The 18,487-nt window shown below is 64.4% G+C and carries 16 protein-coding genes and 1 tRNA gene; 13 read left to right on the top strand and 4 right to left on the bottom strand.

Going from position 1 to position 18,487, the window contains the following annotated elements:
• Window positions 1-7: 7 nt before the first annotated feature.
• The 3 genes from MLE18_RS03685 to MLE18_RS03675 form a co-directional block, all read right to left on the bottom strand.
• The gene (locus MLE18_RS03685; RefSeq protein ID WP_243367455.1) at window positions 8-778 is read right to left on the bottom strand and encodes a 16S rRNA (uracil(1498)-N(3))-methyltransferase; all 771 of its coding nucleotides are present in this window, start codon (window positions 776-778) and stop codon (window positions 8-10) included.
• A 319-nt stretch (window positions 779-1,097) separates the two neighbouring features.
• On the bottom strand, window positions 1,098-2,186 hold the full coding sequence (gene gcvT / locus MLE18_RS03680) for a glycine cleavage system aminomethyltransferase GcvT (RefSeq protein WP_243367454.1): 1,089 nt from the start codon (window positions 2,184-2,186) through the stop codon (window positions 1,098-1,100).
• Window positions 2,187-2,201: 15 nt separating this feature from the next.
• Window positions 2,202-3,938, bottom strand: coding sequence for a hypothetical protein (locus tag MLE18_RS03675; protein WP_243367453.1), 1,737 nt, complete (start codon window positions 3,936-3,938; stop codon window positions 2,202-2,204).
• Between the two features lie 221 nt (window positions 3,939-4,159).
• Between MLE18_RS03675 and MLE18_RS03670 the strand changes: the two genes are divergently transcribed.
• From MLE18_RS03670 to MLE18_RS03655, 4 genes are all read left to right on the top strand, one after another.
• On the top strand, window positions 4,160-4,366 hold the full coding sequence (locus tag MLE18_RS03670) for a DUF6485 family protein (RefSeq protein WP_243367452.1): 207 nt from the start codon (window positions 4,160-4,162) through the stop codon (window positions 4,364-4,366).
• Window position 4,367: 1 nt separating this feature from the next.
• Complete coding sequence (locus tag MLE18_RS03665) at window positions 4,368-5,333, top strand: GAF domain-containing protein (RefSeq protein ID WP_243367451.1); 966 nt, start codon at window positions 4,368-4,370, stop codon at window positions 5,331-5,333.
• Between the two features lie 71 nt (window positions 5,334-5,404).
• Window positions 5,405-6,430 (top strand): rod shape-determining protein, encoded by a 1,026-nt coding sequence (gene mreB / locus MLE18_RS03660; protein WP_243367450.1) that lies wholly within the window; start codon window positions 5,405-5,407, stop codon window positions 6,428-6,430.
• A 1-nt stretch (window position 6,431) separates the two neighbouring features.
• Window positions 6,432-7,226: an inositol monophosphatase family protein gene (locus tag MLE18_RS03655; RefSeq protein ID WP_243367449.1), complete on the top strand. Its 795-nt coding sequence runs from the start codon at window positions 6,432-6,434 to the stop codon at window positions 7,224-7,226.
• Here the strand turns inward: MLE18_RS03655 and MLE18_RS03650 are convergent.
• A complete protein-coding gene (locus MLE18_RS03650; protein WP_243367448.1) occupies window positions 7,223-7,768 on the bottom strand; it encodes an NUDIX domain-containing protein in 546 nt (181 codons plus the stop codon). The two genes, MLE18_RS03655 and MLE18_RS03650, sit on opposite strands and share 4 nt — an antisense overlap.
• Before the next feature lie 114 nt (window positions 7,769-7,882).
• Between MLE18_RS03650 and rimI the strand changes: the two genes are divergently transcribed.
• From rimI to MLE18_RS03605, 9 genes are all read left to right on the top strand, one after another.
• Window positions 7,883-8,392 (top strand): ribosomal protein S18-alanine N-acetyltransferase, encoded by a 510-nt coding sequence (rimI, locus tag MLE18_RS03645; RefSeq protein WP_243367447.1) that lies wholly within the window; start codon window positions 7,883-7,885, stop codon window positions 8,390-8,392.
• A gap of 62 nt (window positions 8,393-8,454) precedes the next feature.
• Window positions 8,455-9,657, top strand: coding sequence for a phosphoglycerate kinase (locus tag MLE18_RS03640; protein ID WP_243367446.1), 1,203 nt, complete (start codon window positions 8,455-8,457; stop codon window positions 9,655-9,657).
• Window positions 9,654-10,409: a triose-phosphate isomerase gene (tpiA, locus tag MLE18_RS03635; RefSeq protein WP_243367445.1), complete on the top strand. Its 756-nt coding sequence runs from the start codon at window positions 9,654-9,656 to the stop codon at window positions 10,407-10,409. The genes MLE18_RS03640 and tpiA overlap by 4 nt, the downstream gene beginning before the upstream one ends.
• A gap of 49 nt (window positions 10,410-10,458) precedes the next feature.
• Window positions 10,459-10,815, top strand: coding sequence for a preprotein translocase subunit SecG (gene secG, locus MLE18_RS03630; RefSeq protein ID WP_243367444.1), 357 nt, complete (start codon window positions 10,459-10,461; stop codon window positions 10,813-10,815).
• Between the two features lie 11 nt (window positions 10,816-10,826).
• Window positions 10,827-10,913: transfer RNA gene (locus tag MLE18_RS03625), tRNA-Leu, on the top strand.
• Between the two features lie 1,084 nt (window positions 10,914-11,997).
• Window positions 11,998-13,284 (top strand): multicopper oxidase domain-containing protein, encoded by a 1,287-nt coding sequence (locus MLE18_RS03620; RefSeq protein WP_243367443.1) that lies wholly within the window; start codon window positions 11,998-12,000, stop codon window positions 13,282-13,284.
• Between the two features lie 21 nt (window positions 13,285-13,305).
• On the top strand, window positions 13,306-14,544 hold the full coding sequence (locus MLE18_RS03615) for a multicopper oxidase domain-containing protein (protein ID WP_243367442.1): 1,239 nt from the start codon (window positions 13,306-13,308) through the stop codon (window positions 14,542-14,544).
• Window positions 14,545-14,579: 35 nt separating this feature from the next.
• On the top strand, window positions 14,580-15,953 hold the full coding sequence (locus MLE18_RS03610) for a hypothetical protein (RefSeq protein WP_243367441.1): 1,374 nt from the start codon (window positions 14,580-14,582) through the stop codon (window positions 15,951-15,953).
• 71 nt (window positions 15,954-16,024) lie between these two features.
• A complete protein-coding gene (locus tag MLE18_RS03605) occupies window positions 16,025-17,992 on the top strand; it encodes a cytochrome-c peroxidase (protein WP_243367440.1) in 1,968 nt (655 codons plus the stop codon).
• Window positions 17,993-18,487 lie beyond the last annotated feature (495 nt).

Raw genomic sequence — 18,487 nt, 5'->3', positions numbered from 1 at the left:
AGGCAGCCTACCTCCAGGCGGCGGGATTGTCACCCCCGACCGTTTCAGCGTCCCCATTCTCGCTCACAGCCCACCAGGCCAGGCCCAGGCACATGAGCGCGGCCGTTTCCCAGCGCAGGGGGCGCGGCCCCAGGGTCACGGCCTCGAAACCGGCCCCGGCGAACAGGTCCGCCTCGCCCTGGGTCAGCCCTCCCTCGGGGCCCAGCACGAAGATGCTGTCGCCCTGCACGGCCAGGTCCTCGCGGGCCAGGCCCCGGCGCAGCACCGGCGATTCCCAGAGCAGCCAGCGCTTCGTGAAGCCCGCCGCGCGCGCGGCCAGCCCGGCAGCCCCGCCGGGGATCATCTCGATCTTCGGCAGGCGGGGGTTGCCGCACTGCTTGGCCCCGGCCACAAGCTGGGCCTGCCAGGTCTCTTTGGGCTGGGCGGGCATGCCGCCCTGGCTGCGAGCTGCCTCCCAGAAGAGGATGCCAGCGGCCCCAAGCTCCACGGCCTTCTCCAGCAGCCAGCCGCGCCGGGTGGATTTGTTCCAGCCCAGGGCCAGCCAGCAGCGCGAGGCCGGGGCAGGGGCCTTACGCTCGGTGAGCAGGCGCAGCGTGACGCCGCCCTTGACCGCCTCCACCTCGAACAGGCCCTCGCGCCCCTGGCCGTCGAAACAGCGCACCTGCGCGCCGGGGCCCAGGCGCAGCACCTTGGAGAGGTGCTTGGCCTCGTCGCCGGGCAGGCGGAAGGGAGGTTCCCAGCATTCGGGGGGCAGGAAGAAGGAGTCCAGTCTGGGCATGGCGCGCCGGGTGGTTGTGTAGGTTCTGGTTGGCGGACTTTTGGGTCTGGCTGGCTTCCGCCTGGTCCCTCACTGCGCCGGATAGGCCGATATATTTGAAGAATATCAGCCTTTCCGGCGCAGCGAGGGACCAGGCGGAAGCCAACACGATTCACCGCGTTGGTGCGGCAAGACCGGGCGTTGCGGTTTCGGCGCTGACCGTTAACCGGTCACGCTCCGGTCATATTGTCGCGCCTCGCCGCGAAGCAGCCGCCGGGGTCCGGGGGGAGGCCCTCCCCCCGGCGGGGTTCGGGGCGGTGCCCCGTTGCTCTCGTAATTCTTATCCGTTCAATTTCTTCCTGGCGGTGCCGCCCTGGTAGAAGGGCAGGTCCACCTTCTTGGCGGGCAGCTCGACCTTGGCGGTCTTGACCACGAAGTCGGCGGCGTCGGCGGCCTCGGCCTTCACGTAGGCCAGGGCGATGCTGTGGCCCAGGGAGGGCGAGAAGGAGCCGCTGGTCACCACGCCCACGACCTCGCCGCCGGGCAGGGCCACAACGTCGTGGTGGCGGGCGCTGCGGCGGCCCTCGATGGAGAGCGCGATGAGCTTTTCGGGGGCGTCCAGGGCGCGGGCCTTGCCCACGTACTCCGCAGTGGAGGTGAGCATGCCCGCGTAGCCAGCGGCTCCGGGGGTGTGCTTGGTGTCCAGGTCCTGCCCGTAGAGGGGGTAGCCCATCTCCAGGCGCAGGGTGTCGCGCGCGCCCAGGCCCGCGGGCAGCACGTCGGGGTCGGCGGCCAGGGCCTCCCAGAGGTCATTGGCGCTGGAAGCGGGCAGGTAGAACTCGTAGCCCAGCTCGCCGGTGTAGCCGGTGCGGCTGACGATGATCTCCACCTCGCCGAACATGGCCTTGGTGAAGCTGAAATAACCGAGCTTCTCCCACTCGCCGGGCAGCAGGCCCTGGAGCACCTCGAAGGAGGCCGGGCCCTGCAGGTCGATCTTGGCGGTCTGCTCGGAGATGTTGGTGAATGAAAGCCCGTCAGGCAGGCGGGAGGCGATGGCCGCGAAGTCGGTGTCGATGCACGCGCCGTTGACCACGAGCATGAACTCGTCCTCGGCGATGCGGTAGACGATCAGGTCGTCCAGCACGCCGCCCTCGGAGTTCAGCAGGAAGCCGTAGCGGCACTTGCCGGGGGCCAGGGTGTCCAGGTTCTGGGTCACGGCCTTGGCCAGGGCGTCCTTGGCTCCCGCGCCCTTGAGCGAGAACTCGCCCATGTGGCAGATGTCGAAGATGCAGGCCTTGGAGCGGCAATGCTGGTGCTCGGCGATGATGCCGGAATACTGCACGGGCATTTCCCAGCCCGCGAAGGGGACCATCTTGGCTCCGTGGGCTTTGTGCCAGGCATTGAGCGGGGTGACGAACAGATTTTCCACGCTGGGCTCCGTCGGTTAGAGGGTAAGCATGTTCTGGGGCCTGGGCGGCTCGGTGCGCAGCTTGCGGATGCGCCCGAACTCGTCCACCAGGGAGACGAGGCGGCCGTACATCTTCTTGATCTGCAGCCCGTACGCCGAGAGGTCCTCGTCCTTGCGGTTGACGAAGTTCTTGTGGAGGTAGCGGTCCTGCAGGATGGTCTCGGCCATTTTGATGACCCGGTCCACCAACTCGTCGAAATAGTTGACCATTTCGAACTTGAGGTCCGAGAGGATGCCCGTGAAGGCCGTGAGCATGGCCAGGTAGGAGAGCTTCTGCCCCTTGTGCTGGCGCAGCAGCAGGTCCTCCAGGATCTTCACCTTGCGGGCCTGCTGTATGTAGCTGTATTTGCTCCAGACTTCCTGGTGCAGGGCGCGCATGGGCGTGAAACGGTCGTAGTTGTCGGGCGAGAGCAGGTAGCCGTCGAGCACCTTGACCACGTTGGCGTAGAAATCCTCGGAGTAGCTGATGATCCTGCGCTGGTGCTTGGTGAGCCAGCTGTGCAGGAACTTCAGGCGCTTCTCGTCCGTGTCCGTGCCCTGCACGATCTCGTGGCGCTTGAACACCACGCGGCCATGGTATTCGCCGCGCACGATGTCGTTCAGGCGCAGGAACATGGAGTAGGAATCCTTGATGATGTTCAGCCCGGAGGTAGCCACGCCCGTGAGCGGGTGGATGACCTCCTGGCGCACCACCGAGAGGGCGCGGTCCTGCCGGACGTTGTCCGGGTCGTACTTGTGCTGGTTGTAGACCACCCGCAGGATCACCACGCGCTTCTCCGGGTCCACGAAGTAGCCGCCGTCGCCCAGGAGCTTCACCGTGTCCTTGAAGTGCTCGTGCACGCTCACCAGGGCCAGCTTCTCCACCCGGGGGTAGTGCTTGGCGTCGGGGTGGGAGTACATGGTGGTGATGGTCCTGTCGGATTGGCCAAGCACGCGCACCATGAAGTTCTCGCCCGAGCGGGAGAGGCGGCGGGCGAACATGGCCGCCGAGGTGCGCCGCTCCGAGACGATGGGAAAGCCGTAGAGTTCCATGAGGAACTGGTACACGAAGAGGCGGTTGGCCTCGTACTTGGCGTCGTCCCCGGAGCTGAACTTGCCGATGCGCAGCCCGAACTGCTTGAGCTCCGTGTCCAGGTAGGAGGGGAAGGAGCTGTACACCCCGGCCAGGTGGAAGCGCCCCTTGGAGGTGTGCGACAGCACGTGGGCGCGCTCCATGTTCAAAAGGGTGGGCAGCAGCTCCATGTAGCTGGTCAGCGCTGTGATGTCCGTCCCGGCGAACTGCTGGCGCAGCTTGTCCTGGTCCTGCCGGGGGATGCGCATGGTCAGGGAGTTGAGGTTGGAGGCCGCCAGCCGTTCGGCCACTGCGGCGCCTTTGCTCCCGGGGCCGTGAAGGTCGTCCGGGGAGTGCAGGATGTCGTACTGGAAGACCTCCTGGAAGTAGGAGAGCTGCCTGGGCAGCACCACCATGGAGAAGCCCGGAAGCTCCTTGTACTCGAAGATGTCCACCTCGAAGGAGGGGAGCAGCTCGCGGTTTTCCACCAGGGGGTAGTTGGGCAGGGTGAAATAGGGCTGGAGCAGGGCGTACTTGGCGTGCGCCAGGTCGAGGAAGTCCTTGAGGGCCAGCAGGTCGCCGTCCTTGAGGGAGCGTGCGCGCGCGGCAAGGCCGCGCCCGCCAGGGAGCTTGCTGAAGGCGTTTTCCCAACTCAAGGACATACTACGTCTCCGCCGCGTCGGTCGTCCGGTCCGGCGGGACGCCTGTGGCGTCCGCAAGCGGCTTTCCAAACGCGGCTGTTTGCGCTACTCACCGAGAACGGAGGCCGCTCGGATCGCCCGGCGCGCCTTTCCATCCCAAAGTTTTATATTAGAAGTGCATTTCCCTCGCTCTGTCAAGGTAGGAAAACCCTGAACGCGAGGGCGCAACGGAGCCCAAGATCATGAGCACAGGCTGCGAACGCCAGCAATCCGGCAATATGGCCGACTGTCCTTGCACCTACTCCAGCTGCCCCAGGCTCGGCAACTGCTGCCAGTGCGTGGCCCACCACCGCGCCAAGGACCAGCTCCCCGCCTGCTACTTCACCAAGGAGCAGGAGGCCACCTACAACCGATCCATCGCCTATTTCATGGACTGCCGCCAAGGCTGACATGGCCCGCCTGGACGTTTTCTCACGCGTTCTGCAGCTGGTCTGCAACGTGTTCGACAGCTATTCCGCGGTGCTCTTTCTCCCCGATCCGGGGGGCGAGGGCTGCCGCCTTGCCGCGTCCTTCAGCCTGGGCGACGGCGTGCGCCAGGGCATGACCCTGGCCCCGGGCCAGGGCCTGGCGGGTTGGATCATCAGGGAGCGCAAGCCCCTGCTGGTGGGCAACTTCGACCAGAAACGCGGCGTGCTGGGCTACTATTCCGGCAAGGGCGAGGCGGAGATCAGGGCGTTTTTGGGCGTGCCGCTGGACGGCGTCACGGGCGCGCTCTGCCTTGACTCCAAAAAGGTGCACAGCTTCGGCGACAAGGACCAGAAAATCCTGGGCGAGTTCGCCAGGCTGGTCTCCGCTCTCTATCTGGAGCGCGATTCGCTGGCCGAAGGCCACGCCGAGGCCAGGATCTGCCAGTGCCTGCGCCAGCTCACCGACCTGCCCCGCATGCACCCCAAGTGGCACGCCTACCTGGGCGAACTGCTCGACCAGGTCTCCCGCGCCACGGGCTTCAGCCACTGCTTCCTGGCCGTGCGCGACGACCCTTCCTGCTGCTTCGCGGTTGAGGGCGTGAGCAAGGTGCTCTTCTCCCCCAGTCAGCCGGCCCCGGCGGGCTTCCCCCTGGGCGGGGGCATGATCGGCTGGGTGTTCAAGAACGACGCTCCCGTCTATTCCCAGGAGGCCGACCTCACGGCCCTGCGGCTCTTCGGCGCGCAGGCCAGCGCCCCGGTTTTCAAAACTGTCATCTGCCAGCCCGTGCGCTTCTCACGCCGCACCCGCGCCGTGCTGGTGCTCGCCAGCCAGGAGACCGCAACCCTTGGCGATCTCCACAAGGACTTCGCCCGCGCCGTGGCCGACCAGCTGGCCATGTTCCTCGAAAACCTGCACCTCAAGGCCCGGCTCGCTCGCCACAAGGCATAGACATTTTTCCAGCCTGCCCGTAGACAGAAGCAATTGTTCCGTAATTCAACCATCTCGCGAGCGGGCTGCACATGATATTCGACAGGCTATTCCGTTTTCTGGGCAAGGACTTGGCCATGGACCTGGGCACGGCCAACACCCTGCTGTACTCCCCTTCGGAAGGCATCGTGCTCAATGAGCCATCGGTGGTCGCCATCGAGTCGCGCACGGGCCAGCTGGTCGCCGTGGGCAAGGAGGCCAAGGAGTTCCTGGGCCGCACCCCCGAACGCATCCGCGCCATCCGTCCCATGAAGGACGGCGTCATCGCCGACTTCGAGATCACCAAGGAGATGATCGCCTTCTTCATCCGCAAGGTGATCACCGGCTTCAGGCTGGCCAAGCCCAAGATCGTCATCTGCGTGCCTACCGGGATCACCCAGGTGGAGAAGCGCGCCGTGATCGAGAGCGCCCAGCAGGCCGGAGCCCGCGAAGTCCGCCTGGTGGAGGAGCCCATGGCCGCAGCCATCGGCGCGGGCCTGCCCATCGAGGAGCCCGTGGGCAACATGGTGGTGGATATCGGCGGCGGCACCACCGAGGTGGCCGTCATCTCCCTTTCCGCCGTGGCCTACGCCGAGAGCGTGCGCGTGGCCGGCGACGAGCTCAACGAAGCCATCCAGCGCTACATGCAGGACCAGTTCCAGCTGCTCATCGGCGAGAACATGGCCGAACAGATCAAGATCCGCGTGGGCAGCGCCTACGAATTGCCCGAGCCCCTTTTCATGGAGGTCGCGGGCAAGAACATGGTCACCGGCACGCCCGGCATGGTGGAGGTTTCCGACTCCCACATCCGCGAGGCCATCAAGGAGCCGGTGAGCGTCATCGTCGGGGCCGTGCGCAAGGCGCTTGAGAAGACCCCGCCCGAGCTCGTGGCGGACATCGCCTCCCGGGGCCTGCTGCTGGCCGGCGGCGGGTCGCTGCTGCGCGGGCTGGACAAGCTCATCTCCGACAGCACCCGCCTGCACGTCATGCTCGACGACGACCCGCTGACCACCGTGGTGCGCGGCACCGGCAAGACCATCGAACATCGCGGCCACTACGACCAGGTGTTCATCAACTAGCATGGCAGATTTCGAGATGACGCCCGGACTGGCCGAGGCGGCCCTGGAGGCCGTGCGCCAGGCCGGGGGGATCATCCTGCGCCAGTGGAGCAAGCCCAGCGACATCCGGCGCAAAGGCCCCATCGACCTGGTGACGGAGACCGACCTGGCAGTGGAGGAGGCCCTCAAGCAGAGCCTCGCCCGCATCCTGCCCGGCTCCACCTTCCTGGCCGAGGAGTCCGCCGAGAGCCTCGACCCCGGCGAGCTGTGCTGGATCATCGATCCCGTTGACGGCACTACCAACTTCGCCCACCGCGTGCCCTTCGTGGCCACTTCCGTGGCCCTGTGGCAGGGCGGGCGCACGGTGCTGGGCATCGTCAACGTGCCCGCAATGAACGAGTGCTTCCACGCCGTCCTGGGCGGCGGGGCCTTCTGCAACGGCGAGCCCATACGGGTCTCCGGCGTGGCACGCCTGGAGGACTCGCTGATCGCCACCGGCTTCCCCTACACCGTGCGCCAGGACATCCGGCCCCTGATGGACAACCTGGAGAACATGCTCGTGAACACCCAGGGCGTGCGCAGGCCCGGCGCGGCCTCCATCGACCTGGCTTATACGGCGGCGGGACGCTTCGACGCCTTCTACGAGACCGGGCTCAAACCCTGGGACACGGCCGCCGGATGGCTGCTGGTCACCGAGGCGGGCGGGCGCGTGAGCGCGTTCGACGCCTCGCGGCCTTATTGGCTGCGCTCGCGCTCCATCCTGGCCTCCAACGGCCTGGTGCACGAGGCCGTGGCCGCGCTCCTGCGCGAGGATTAACCCTCTCCGCGTCCCTCTTCCCGCGTTTTCTCAGGAAACAGCACCCCTTCCTTCAGGGCGTAGACCACCCAGGGCGCAAACAGCTCGCGGTGGTCGTCCGACAACACGGAAAGCTCCTCCCGGCTGACCAGCAGCAGCTCTTCGTCGTCTCCGTCGCTGTGCAGGGTGCAGCGGAACACCTTCAGGGCTTCGAAAGCCGTGTCCTCCCCAGCTTTGAGCGCGGATTGCGGGGTCAGCGGGCCGAGGCCCTGCGGAAAGCGGCCCTCCGCCAGCCTGCGCGCGGCATCCGAGGCGGCCTCGCCGGGGAGGATGTGCCCGCGCGCCGGGAGCTCCCAGCGGCCCGGGTACAGGGCCTCCGTTTGCGGGCGCCTGGTGAGCGCCAGCCTGCCCAGCTTGTCGAACAGGAGCGTCAGCGCGGCCCTGTGCGGCAGGGACTGGCGGTGCGCCTCCGAGGCCGGGATCACGGCCAGGAGGTTGCCGTCATGGTCCACAACCTCAACCATCTCGGTCTCTGGGGATTGGTGTTTCCTGTGGGTTTCCATTATGTTCCTCGTGTGCGTCCTGGCGTGGCTTCGCGCGACATTTCGCGCTGCTGAGCCGCCCGGCGTTCCCGCAATCACAGCGCGCCCGCTGGGGGCGCGAAACGGAGCCAGATCATGCCCGATACCGGCGTCCCGGGCGCGCCGCGCCCGAAGCCCGGCCCGAAACCCAAAATCGTGCGCTTCGGCAAGGCGGACATACCCGCTGTCGTGGAGCTGGAAAAGCAGTGTTTTTCCGTGCCCTGGTCCCGCAAGCAGTACGAGGCCGTGGTCGACAACGAGCGTTTCCACGTGTTCGGGCTCGTGGAGCAGGGGGCCGTCATCGCCTACATCACCTTCTTCGCGGCCGACTGGGAGATGGAAATACTCAACATCGCGGTCCATCCCGGTCGCAGGCGCCGTGGGCTGGGCCAGCATCTGCTGGGTCACGTCTTGCAACTTTGCCGTGGAATGGGCATAAACCGGGGGTATTTGGAAGTCCGGCGTTCCAACGTCGCCGCGCAGGGCTTGTATGCCGCCTTCGGTTTCGAGGAAGTGGGCGTCCGCAAGCGCTACTACCCCGACAACAAGGAGGACGCCCTGGTCATGCGGTTGGACATGGACCCGGAGCCCTCTCCCGACTCATGATCCTCGGGTCCGGTGTGTCCGGGCCCGGCCGACCCACGATTCCGCTGGAAAAGGAGCGCTCAATGCCCATGCGTTTTTTGGACGAGATGGATATCTCCGGCAAACGCCTGCTGGTCCGGGTGGACTACAACGTTCCGCTCAAGGACGGCGTCATCACCGACGACACCCGCATCACCGCCAGCCTGCCCACCCTTGAACTGGCCCTCTCCAAGGGCGCGTCGCTGGTGCTCTGCTCGCACCTGGGCAAGGCCAAGGGCGCGTTCGACCCCAAGTTCTCCCTGGCCCCCGCGGCCAAGCGCCTGAGCGAGCTGCTGGGCCGCCCCGTGGCCTTCGCCCCCGACTGTGTGGGCCCCGAGGCCGTGAAGATGGCCGCCGCGCTGAAGCCCGGCGAGGTGCTCATGCTGGAGAACCTGCGCTTCCACGCCGGGGAGGAGAAGGGCGACCCGGCCTTCGCCGCCGAGCTGGCCAAACTGGGCGAGATCTACGTCAACGACGCATTCGGCACGGCCCACCGCCCGCACGCCTCGGTCTCCGGGGTCCCGGCGGTCATGGCGGCCTGCTGCGGCGGCTTGCTGCTCAAGAAGGAGTGGGAGTTCCTGGGCACGGCCCTGGAGGCCCCCACACGGCCCTACGTGGCCGTCACGGGCGGGGCTAAGGTCTCCTCCAAGCTGGCGGTGCTCAAGCACCTGCTGGGCAAAGTGGACAGCCTCATCATCGGCGGGGCCATGGCCAACACCTTCCTCAAGGCCCAGGGCCTCGAAGTGGGCAAGTCCCTGGTGGAGGACAATCTTCTGGACGAAGCGCGCAGCATCCTGGCCGTCGCCGTGGAGAAGAGCGTGCGCATCGCCCTGCCCGTGGACTTCGTGATCTCCATGGACGCGGGCAAGCCCCTGGGCGAGATGACCTCCGCCGGGGTCTGCGACGCCACGGCGGTGCCCGCCGAGGCCGTGGCCCTGGATGTGGGCCCCAAGACCGGCGCGCTCTTCGCCGAGGTGCTGTCCCCCGCCAAGACCGTGGTCTGGAACGGCCCCATGGGCGCGTTCGAGAACCCGGCCTTCGCCGCGGGAACCATGGGCGTGGCCAAGGTGCTGGCCGGGCTCGACGCCGTGACCGTGATCGGCGGCGGCGACACGGACGCCGCCGTGCACGCCTCCGGCCTGGCGTCCAAGATGAGCTTCATCTCCACCGGCGGCGGCGCTTCCCTGGAATTCATGGAAGGCAAGGAACTGCCCGCCTTCAAGGCCCTGAGGGAGTACGGAAAATGAAAAAGCTGATGGCTGCCAACTGGAAGATGTACAAGCTGCGCCACGAGGCCGGGGACACTGCCGAGGCCCTGGTCAAGGCCGTGAAGGACTCCATGCCCCAGGACCGCGAGGTGCTGATCCTTCCGCCGTTCACGGCCCTGCGCTCCGTGCGCAAGGCGATCAAGAAGGCCCCGGGGTTCGCCCTGGGCGGCCAGAACTTCTTCCCCTCCATGCAGGGGGCCTTCACCGGGGAGATCGCCCCGGACATGCTCCTGGACATGGGCTGCACCTACGCCCTGGCGGGCCACTCGGAGCGCAGGCACGTCATGGGCGAGGCCGACGAATTCGTGGGCCAGAAGGTGACCTTCGGCCTGGAGCGCGGCCTGAGCATGATCCTGTGCGTGGGCGAGACCATCGACGAGCGCAAGGAGGGCCGCCTTGAGGAGGTCGTGCGCCGCCAGATGGAGATGGGCCTGGCGGGCGTGCCCGCCGACGTGGCCCCCGAGCGCCTCACGGTGGCCTACGAGCCCGTGTGGGCCATCGGTTCGGGCCTGACGGCAGGGCCCAAGGAGATCGTGGAGGCGCACGGGCTGGTGCGCTCCATATTGCAGGATAAATTCGGCGCGAAGGCCCTGGAAATGCGCCTGCAATACGGTGGCTCGGTGAAGCCCGAGAACGCTTCGGAAATAATGTCTCTTGACAATGTTGACGGAGTGTTGGTAGGAGGCTCCTCCCTGAGCGCGGAAAGCTTCTCGCGGATTGTGACCGCCTAGAAGCGCATCAAACCCGGGGACACGCTCGAAAGCCGCATTGGAGAATACGTTGGAAACTCTCATCGCAACGGTACACGTCATCGCATGCGTCCTGCTGGTCGTGCTGGTGCTGCTCCAGTCCGGCAAGGAAGGCATGGGTGTCATCTTCGGCGGCGGCAGCGGCTCCGTGTTCGGCAGCTCCGGCGCCGGCGGGCTCCTGGTGAAGCTCACCGCAGGCCTGGCCGCGCTGTTCCTGGTCACCTCGCTGGCCTACAACGTGGTCACCGGCGTGGACAGGAAACCTAGCGCCTCCTCCGTGATGGACACCGCTCCCGCTGAGCAGAAGGCCGTCCCGGCCGAGAACAAGAAGCCCGGGCAGCAGAACCTCTTCGAGGAGCAGAAGGCCCCGGCCGAACAGAAGCAGTAATTGTCGAGAATGCCGAAGTGGTGGAAATGGTAGACACACCATCTTGAGGGGGTGGCGGGCGAAAGCCCATAGGGGTTCGAGTCCCCTCTTCGGCACCATCCATATGTCCAGGGACGGCCATACAAAGCCGCAAGCCTTGGAAGCCATTGAGAACCCGGGCGAGAAATCGTCCGGGTTCTTCTTTTGACGTACGAAGAATCCGGTTCGTCAAGGGCGCCTGTGGGGTATGCCAGGAGGGATGCGTGTTGCTGGCCGCTAGGCGGGACGAGTCAGCGGCGTTGCCCGAGGGTGGCGCGGGCGCCCTGCGTCTGCTCATACTGCGTTCGGGGCTCCAGCGGCAGGGGGCCTTGCGGTCTATCACGCTAGGGACTGGCCCGATGGGAGTGCGATTACGGGCTGAGGCGTCCCAGTAAACGGCCGATGGCGATCCATGTGTTCCGACTTGCCTAGAACGAAGACGCGTCAATTTATTCGTCTGACTCGACTAGAATACTGCCACGGCTATTTTTAGCTTTCCAGACATTCATGAACCGAAAAGTATACTATTTTAGACTGATTGGCTTGGCCAGAATTGTAGTTGTCGTGCATGCCGGAGCCACTTGCCTAGAACATTTACCTCTCAAAATGAGCAGTTCCGGCTTGACCGGGATGCGGGCTCGAGTGGCTCAGGTCCTGAGTTTATCGGGAATTTCGGCGACTTCACATCCGCCCCTGGTCTTCGTGTAATACTCATATCCGTACGAATTCGGAAAGTTTACTAAAAAGGGTTGACTGCAACCTGCTCAGTGGCATATTCGGCATCATCGTCGTGTGTCCTGCGAGATGTTCCCTCTTGTATAACCTTGATAAATATGTCGTTCCACGAGGAATTTGTTTTTAGATCAGAGTTGAAGGAAGGCATTTTCTCATGAAATAATCATTTCCATTTTGCAATGATGTGTTATGTATCTGACGAATGGAAAAATGGTCTTGATTCCATAGCTGTGCCGAAAATATCGTATCGCAAGTGATGGTGGCGCACAGGCAGGCAACGTTATGATGCCGGATGACGGCTGGTGATAGGCGACAGCGCCATGTTCGAGACTCAGCTGGCGTTTTATCCGCCGGCGCAGGGATCGGGCATTCGGACACAACGAGAGGCATTTGAGCAGGCGAGACGCCCTAAACAAGGTGGAGAAGTGAATGAACAGGCGTGAATTCATCAAGATCAACGTTCGTATGGCCCTGGCGGGAATTGCCTTGGCTGGAACTCAGGGCCTGCCCACAATGCTGGGCGTCTCAACCAGTCATGCGGCTTCATCTGTCAACCTAACCATCCAGCCAGTGCTTTGGGAGATGGTAGACGGCATCCAGGTCAACGCCTGGGCGTTCGATGACGGTTCCGGGCCGAGGATACCCGGGGTGATCGTCAACGCTTTGGAGGGCGAGCAGGTCACCTTCAACATCACGAACAACAACAGCATCCCCCATGGCTTCGGCCTGTGGAACGGCACCCAGATACTGCCCGGCACGACCATTGCCTCCATTCAACCCGGCGGCACGGGCTCGGTGACGTTCACGGCTCCCGCAGCTGGGAGCTACATGTACGTTGACCCCTTGAACTGGCCTCTGCACCGGGTCATGGGCCTGAACGGCGCCTTGTTCGTCAAGCCGCAGAACGCGGTCCTCCCGAACGGGAACAGGATTCCCTACAGCTCGCCCCCTGCCGCGATGCAGGAGCTGTTCTCGGATTTTGGAAAGGTTTCGTATTTCCCCGGAGACGACTGGGATCCGGCAAGAACCTGGCTCTGGATGTTCCACAGCGTGGATCCGAACTGGAACCAGACGATCCAGACCCTTGCCTGCGACGGCAACGCCGCGGGCATAGCAGCGAGCGTGGCGAGTTTCACGACCACCTATACGCCCCAGTATTTTCTCATCAACGGCAGAAGCGGGCACTGGTCCGGCCACGAGCCGGACACGGCGCCTTACGGCAACGTCGGCATGCCGGCCCTCATCGTGTCCATGAACAGCGGCTTGAACGCTGCCTCTCCCCACATCCATGGCAACCACGTTTTTGAGCTCGCCGCGAACGGCACGGTCAAGGACAACCTCATATTCCTGGACACGTGGAGCATGCTGTCGGGCGACATCAAGAGCCATCTTCTGCCTTTCATCATTCCGCCCGATACCATCAACAGTCCGGAAGACCCGGCGGCCTGGTCAGCAGCCGGCGGGGTGCCCAAGGTCGAGGTCGCCTCGGGCGTGCTGAGATCACAATTCCCCTTCGTATACCCGATGCACTGCCACCTGGAGACTTCCCAGACCGCGGCCGGCGGAAACTATCCCAACGGCTCCATGACGCACTGGTCCATCCTGTCGCCCACCATCGGCGGCCCTGTTGATCCGGCCCTGATCGGCAAGCATCCCGACCGCAGGATTTTCGGGGACCCCGACCCCCGCGGCTTCACCAACAGCGTTGGTTTATAACAGCATATCACGGAGTTCCCCATGGCCATACAGTGCAACAACACGACCTTCCCGACCGTCAGCCGGGGTCACTTCCCGGCCCCCAGCGACCCCGAGTACGACCACGCGGTCTATCACTTCAATCGCGGCTTCGCGAACATCTTCCACGGGACGCCGAACACGCCGGGATTCGTTCCCTTCAATCCGGCGACCCACCAGCGCACCACCCGCGAGTTCTACAAGGACAAGCACCTGAGCCTGGTCACCGGCCAGATACTCAATAACGCCACGCCGAACACAGTGGAGGTCTGGGGCTTCTTCGACCCGGACAATTCCAACGTGATCACGTATCCGTCCGTGCCCCTGCGCTACACCCAGGACAAGATCATCCACACAACGGTGCACACGCACCACGGCCCGCACACGATCCACCACCATGGCCTCGAGCCCGAGCCCATCAACGACGGCGTCGGCCACGTGACCATGGAGGTCGACGGCCAGTACATTTACCAGATGGTGCCCAGGCAGGCCGGGACGTTCTTCTACCACTGCCACCGCAACACGCCTCTCCACTTCCAGATGGGCATGTTCGGCTTCCTCATCATCGACCCGCCCACCGGGCCTGGCACGCTCTACGAGGGGGGGCCCAAGTACGACGTGGAAGCGCTTTGGGCTGTCACGGAGATCGACCGCAAGTGGCACGTCATGGACAAGTCGTTCGGCCAGCCGCCGGCGCCCAACGACATCCCGGGGGCGCCCCAGCTCTCCGGGTTCACCACCATCGCTCAAAACACCAGTAACGGGGCTCCAGGCCTTCACGTCTACGACCCTGACATCTTCCTCATCAGCGGCGTGCCCCAGGTCAAGGGCAATCCGACGCCTGGCCTGTGGCAGACCGACCCCAGGTCCCGCATCACGTCCAAGGGGCGCGAAACCATCCTCATCAGGCTGCTCTGCGGCGGATACAAGGTGCAGCGCTACACCTTCGGGCTGGATGTGGAACTTGTCGCCGAGGACGGCCGTCCCCTCGGCGTCGGCGCGAACCCGACCAAGAACGCGATGACCAAGTACTCCCGCCCGATCACCATCAAGGCCGGTCAGCCGTTCACCCTGACAACGGCCAGGCGCTACGACCTGATCATCAAGCCCAAGGCTGGCGGCAAGTTCCCCGTGAAGATCGAGTTCCTGAACTGGATCACCGGCCAGGTCGACTACTCGTCGCAGACATACATCGAGGTGAAGAAATGGAACCCCGTGCCGTACAACCTTTTGCTTGGGTAACGCTTCCCGTGAATACCTCTCGCCCAGGAGCGACAATGATTAAGAATAAGCTGTTGAGCCTTTTCGCCGCCTTGGCCTGCATCTCACTCGTAGCGTTGTCGGGACCGGCGCGCGCCGAACTGGCGGCCGTCGGTCCGCTGGACCCGGCCAACGGGTTCCCCCTCTGGTACCAGGACAAGGCCGGGACCTACCTGGAACTCTGCATGGACCCCATCGAGACCGTGGCCGGCCCCCTCTGCCTGCGGGCCTTGCCGTTCCCCAACAACCCCGTCTCGTTCCCGGACAACTTCGGCGCCGAAGCTTTCTGGTGGAGCGCGACGTCGGCCATCACCCTGCCGAACGGCGGCGATGCGCTGCTGGATATGGCCATTGAGGCGGCGTTCTCACTTGGCGAAACCCCGGCCGCTGGGGACCAGATCAGTTTTGCCAGGATGCGGATCAGGGTGGATACGAACGCGGGGGCGGCTGGCACCTACCGTGTCACCCACCCTTACGGAGTCACCGACTTCGTAGTTGACGCCGCTACCGCCGGTGGACGGGCCATCAACCATACCGCGGACGTCGGCATCCAGGTCGGCGTGTTCACCGGCGCGCTCAAGGGCGAAATCGGCCCCTTCCTGCAGTGCGTCTCCCCCGCGGCCCCTGCCGGGTTCCTGGGTGATCCCAACGTGCCCTGCACGGCGACCGGGAGCCCGAACAACACGAACGTGTTCAGGGTCCAGCGCATAAGCGGCCCGGTTGTGACCGGAGGGGCGTTCGGCACGGCCGGCAATCCCTCGGACGTGATCGAGAGCAACTCCTTCGCGATCATGGGCAAGGTGGCGACCAAGTTCGGCGCCTCCCTGGACCAGGCGACCTACACCCTCGGGCGCACGGGCTCGGGCAGGGTCGATGTCTACGCCTCGACTGCGCCCGGAAAGACCCTGACCGCCTCCGCCCCGGGCGTCGCGGTGCCGGTTCAGTTGACGCCCGGCACAACCCCCTTGCCCCCCGGAAAGCAGTTCGGGAGGGTGTTCTTCCAGGGAGGCCAGGTGCCGGGGCCTGTCGTCGTCCAAAACGTGTCCGACGCCCCCGCGACCTCGAGCCTCACGGTTCAGCCCGTGGATATCGTGAACATTACGAGAGCCCAGTACGTCATCGCGGAGAACGCCAGCAATCCGACAGGGACGCTGAACGTGAAGGCCAAGTCGGCGGACCTCCTCAACGCCCCTGCGCTCACTGTCTATGACGGCGACGGAACCACCTTGCTGGGGGCGATGTCAGCCTCAGGCTCCCTGAGCATGGCGCTCCCCATTCCTCCCTCGGAGATTGTGGTCAAGTCGGCTAAGGGCGGCATGGCCAGGGTGAAGGTGGAATTCGTCATTCCGCCGGTCGTAGCCGGACCTAACTACATGCTGCTGCAGCAGTAATTCCTGAAGCAGAAAATCCGTCGACTATCCGGCTCCCGCGCATGCGGGAGCCGGATTCTCAGGAGAAACGAATGGTCCGCCGTCATCGATTCCGGGTTTACCCTCTCGCCGCGTTCATCCTGGCGACCTTGTTCCTGTTTCCGTCCCTCCCCTTCAGCCAAGTGGCTCCGGTCATCCCGCCATCACTGAAGACGATCACTCTTCCGGCGATCCCCGGGATCGACAGGTACATCAAGGACAACAATGCCGCGATTATTCTCGGGAAGGCCCTGTTTTGGGATATGCAGATCGGCAGCGACGGCGTCACGGCCTGCGCGAGCTGTCACTTCCACGCCGGCGGGGACAACAGGAACAAGAATCAGGTCCACCCCGGCAAGGATGGCGCTTTCGCCATGCAGCCAAACGCCATCCTGACGGCTGCGAAGTATCCCTTTCGCAAGCTCTCATCCCCCGACGACCGCAACACCGTGCTGGGGGACAGCGACGACAGCTCCGGCTCCCAGGGCGTCTTCAGCGTCGACTACGTCGGACACGATCCCGCCCAGGGGGGATTGGAGCAGGGGACACTCACGGCCGCACCGACCGTCTTCCAGGTCAATGGGAAGCAGGTTCGCCAGGTGACTGCCAGGAACGCGCCCTCGGTGATCAATGCCGCGTTCAACTACGTGAACTTCTGGGACGGAAGGGCGAGCAATATTTTCAATGGTGTCAACGAGTTCGGCACCGGCGCCGTTCTGGCCCACCAGATACTCCGCATGGACGGCACCGGCACCCTCGTCCCTGAAACTGTCAGCCTCGACTTTTCGAGTCTCGCCTCCCAGGCTGTCGGACCCATGCTCAGCTCCGCCGAGATGTCCTATGCGGGCCGGACGTTTCCCCAACTGGGCCGGAAGATGCTCGCGCTCACGCCCCTGGCGAAACAGGACGTCCATCCCCAGGACAGCGTGCTGGGGAGCCTCTCCGCCCGCCCGGGCCCGGGCCTGCGGACCAATCAGGACGGGAGCCCTCGGACTTACGCCGACCTTGTCGCCGCGGCCTTCAAGGACGACTTTTGGGCGCACGGGCGGGAGCAGATGGAGAACAACTTCTCCCTTTTCGCCGGGCTGGCGATCCAGGCGTATGAGCGGACGCTCATCTCCAATGATACCCGCTTTGACCGGTTCCGCGAAGGCCTGATCGACCTTACGGAGCGGGAAAAACGCGGCATGGACCTGTTCTACAACACGGATCCGCAAAAGGGGACGTCCTGCTCCATATGCCACTTCGGGCCGGAGCTGACGAACATCTCCACCGTGGAGTTGGCTGCCGCCAACCCTGGAGAGCCGCTGGCGGTCATCGAATTCATGCCCATGAAGGACGGCTTTTCCCGCAATTATGACATCGGCTTCTACAACCTCGCGGTCCGCCCGACTGCCGCGGACCTCGGTCGCGGCGGGAAGGATCCCTGGGACAGGCCATTGTCCTTCTCCCGAAATGTCAGGGACGAATTCGGTCAGCCTCTCCCGGAGAGCTTCATCTCCGTCAACGGCGCGTTCAAGACGCCCGGACTGCGCAATGTCGAGCTGACCGGACCGTACTTCCATAATGGTGGCCTCACCACCCTCAAGGAGGTCATGGACTTCTACGGCCGAGGCGGTGACTTTCAGCAGCAGAACCTCAGGGACATGCCGCCCGCCATCGGGCCGGATCAGCCCGGCGGACGGCTGAATCTGCTCGTGGGCAACGAGGCCAACAAGGATGCCCTGGTGGCCTTCCTGCTCACTCTCACCGATGACCGGGTCAAGTATCGGAGGGCTCCGTTTGACCATCCCCAACTCTTCGTGCCCAATGGAGAGCCCGGGAACCAGCTTGCAGTCTTGTGTACGGATGAGCAGATCCTGACAGCAACCTGCAGCGAGATGCGCGAAATTCCGGCAGTGGGCCAGGCGGGAAGCACGTATCCGCTCAAACCATTCCTCGGGATGGACCCCTTCAGCCGGGACGACAGGCTCATCCCGAGCAATGTCATCGCGCCGGCCCTGATCCATCTGCTGCAGTAGGGATCATAGTCTGGCAACAGTTTGGTGTTCCAGCAGTCGCCGGCCCGCTTGCGGGAAATGATCCGGAGCAGGGGGCGGCCCTGATATGCAGCCATGCATGGTAATAATTAAGAGCCTGGGTGAGAAATCGTCCGGGCTCTTACGTTTGAAGATCTCGGCCATTGCGCGGGCGGGCGGCCTCCCGTATCTACGGGGCGCGTCTATTGCTTGCATATAGGCGGAACAGCTCTCAGTGCTCCTGCTTCCAGGTCATCCAGGCCCGTACAGCAATTTTGTAGCGTCATGGCGGTGAGACAGCCCGGAAGATGATGTTCATGCTCAGGGACACTGGGCATGTCAGCGCTGCTCGCCACGGCGATACCCAGTTTTGGAGGCAGGTTGTATGTGGCCGTTATGAGCCCCTCGGCCCTCATGACCGGTCGGATTGGCGAGATGATCAGTCCGCAAGTCGAATGTTCTTGCTGGAGCATATTGGGAGTTGCCACGATGTCGCTG

The organism is Fundidesulfovibrio soli (assembly GCF_022808695.1).
Taxonomy (GTDB): domain Bacteria; phylum Desulfobacterota; class Desulfovibrionia; order Desulfovibrionales; family Desulfovibrionaceae; genus Fundidesulfovibrio; species Fundidesulfovibrio soli.
The sequence above is the reverse complement of the archived record's forward strand: the minus strand, read 5'-3'. Positions and strand labels throughout refer to the sequence as shown.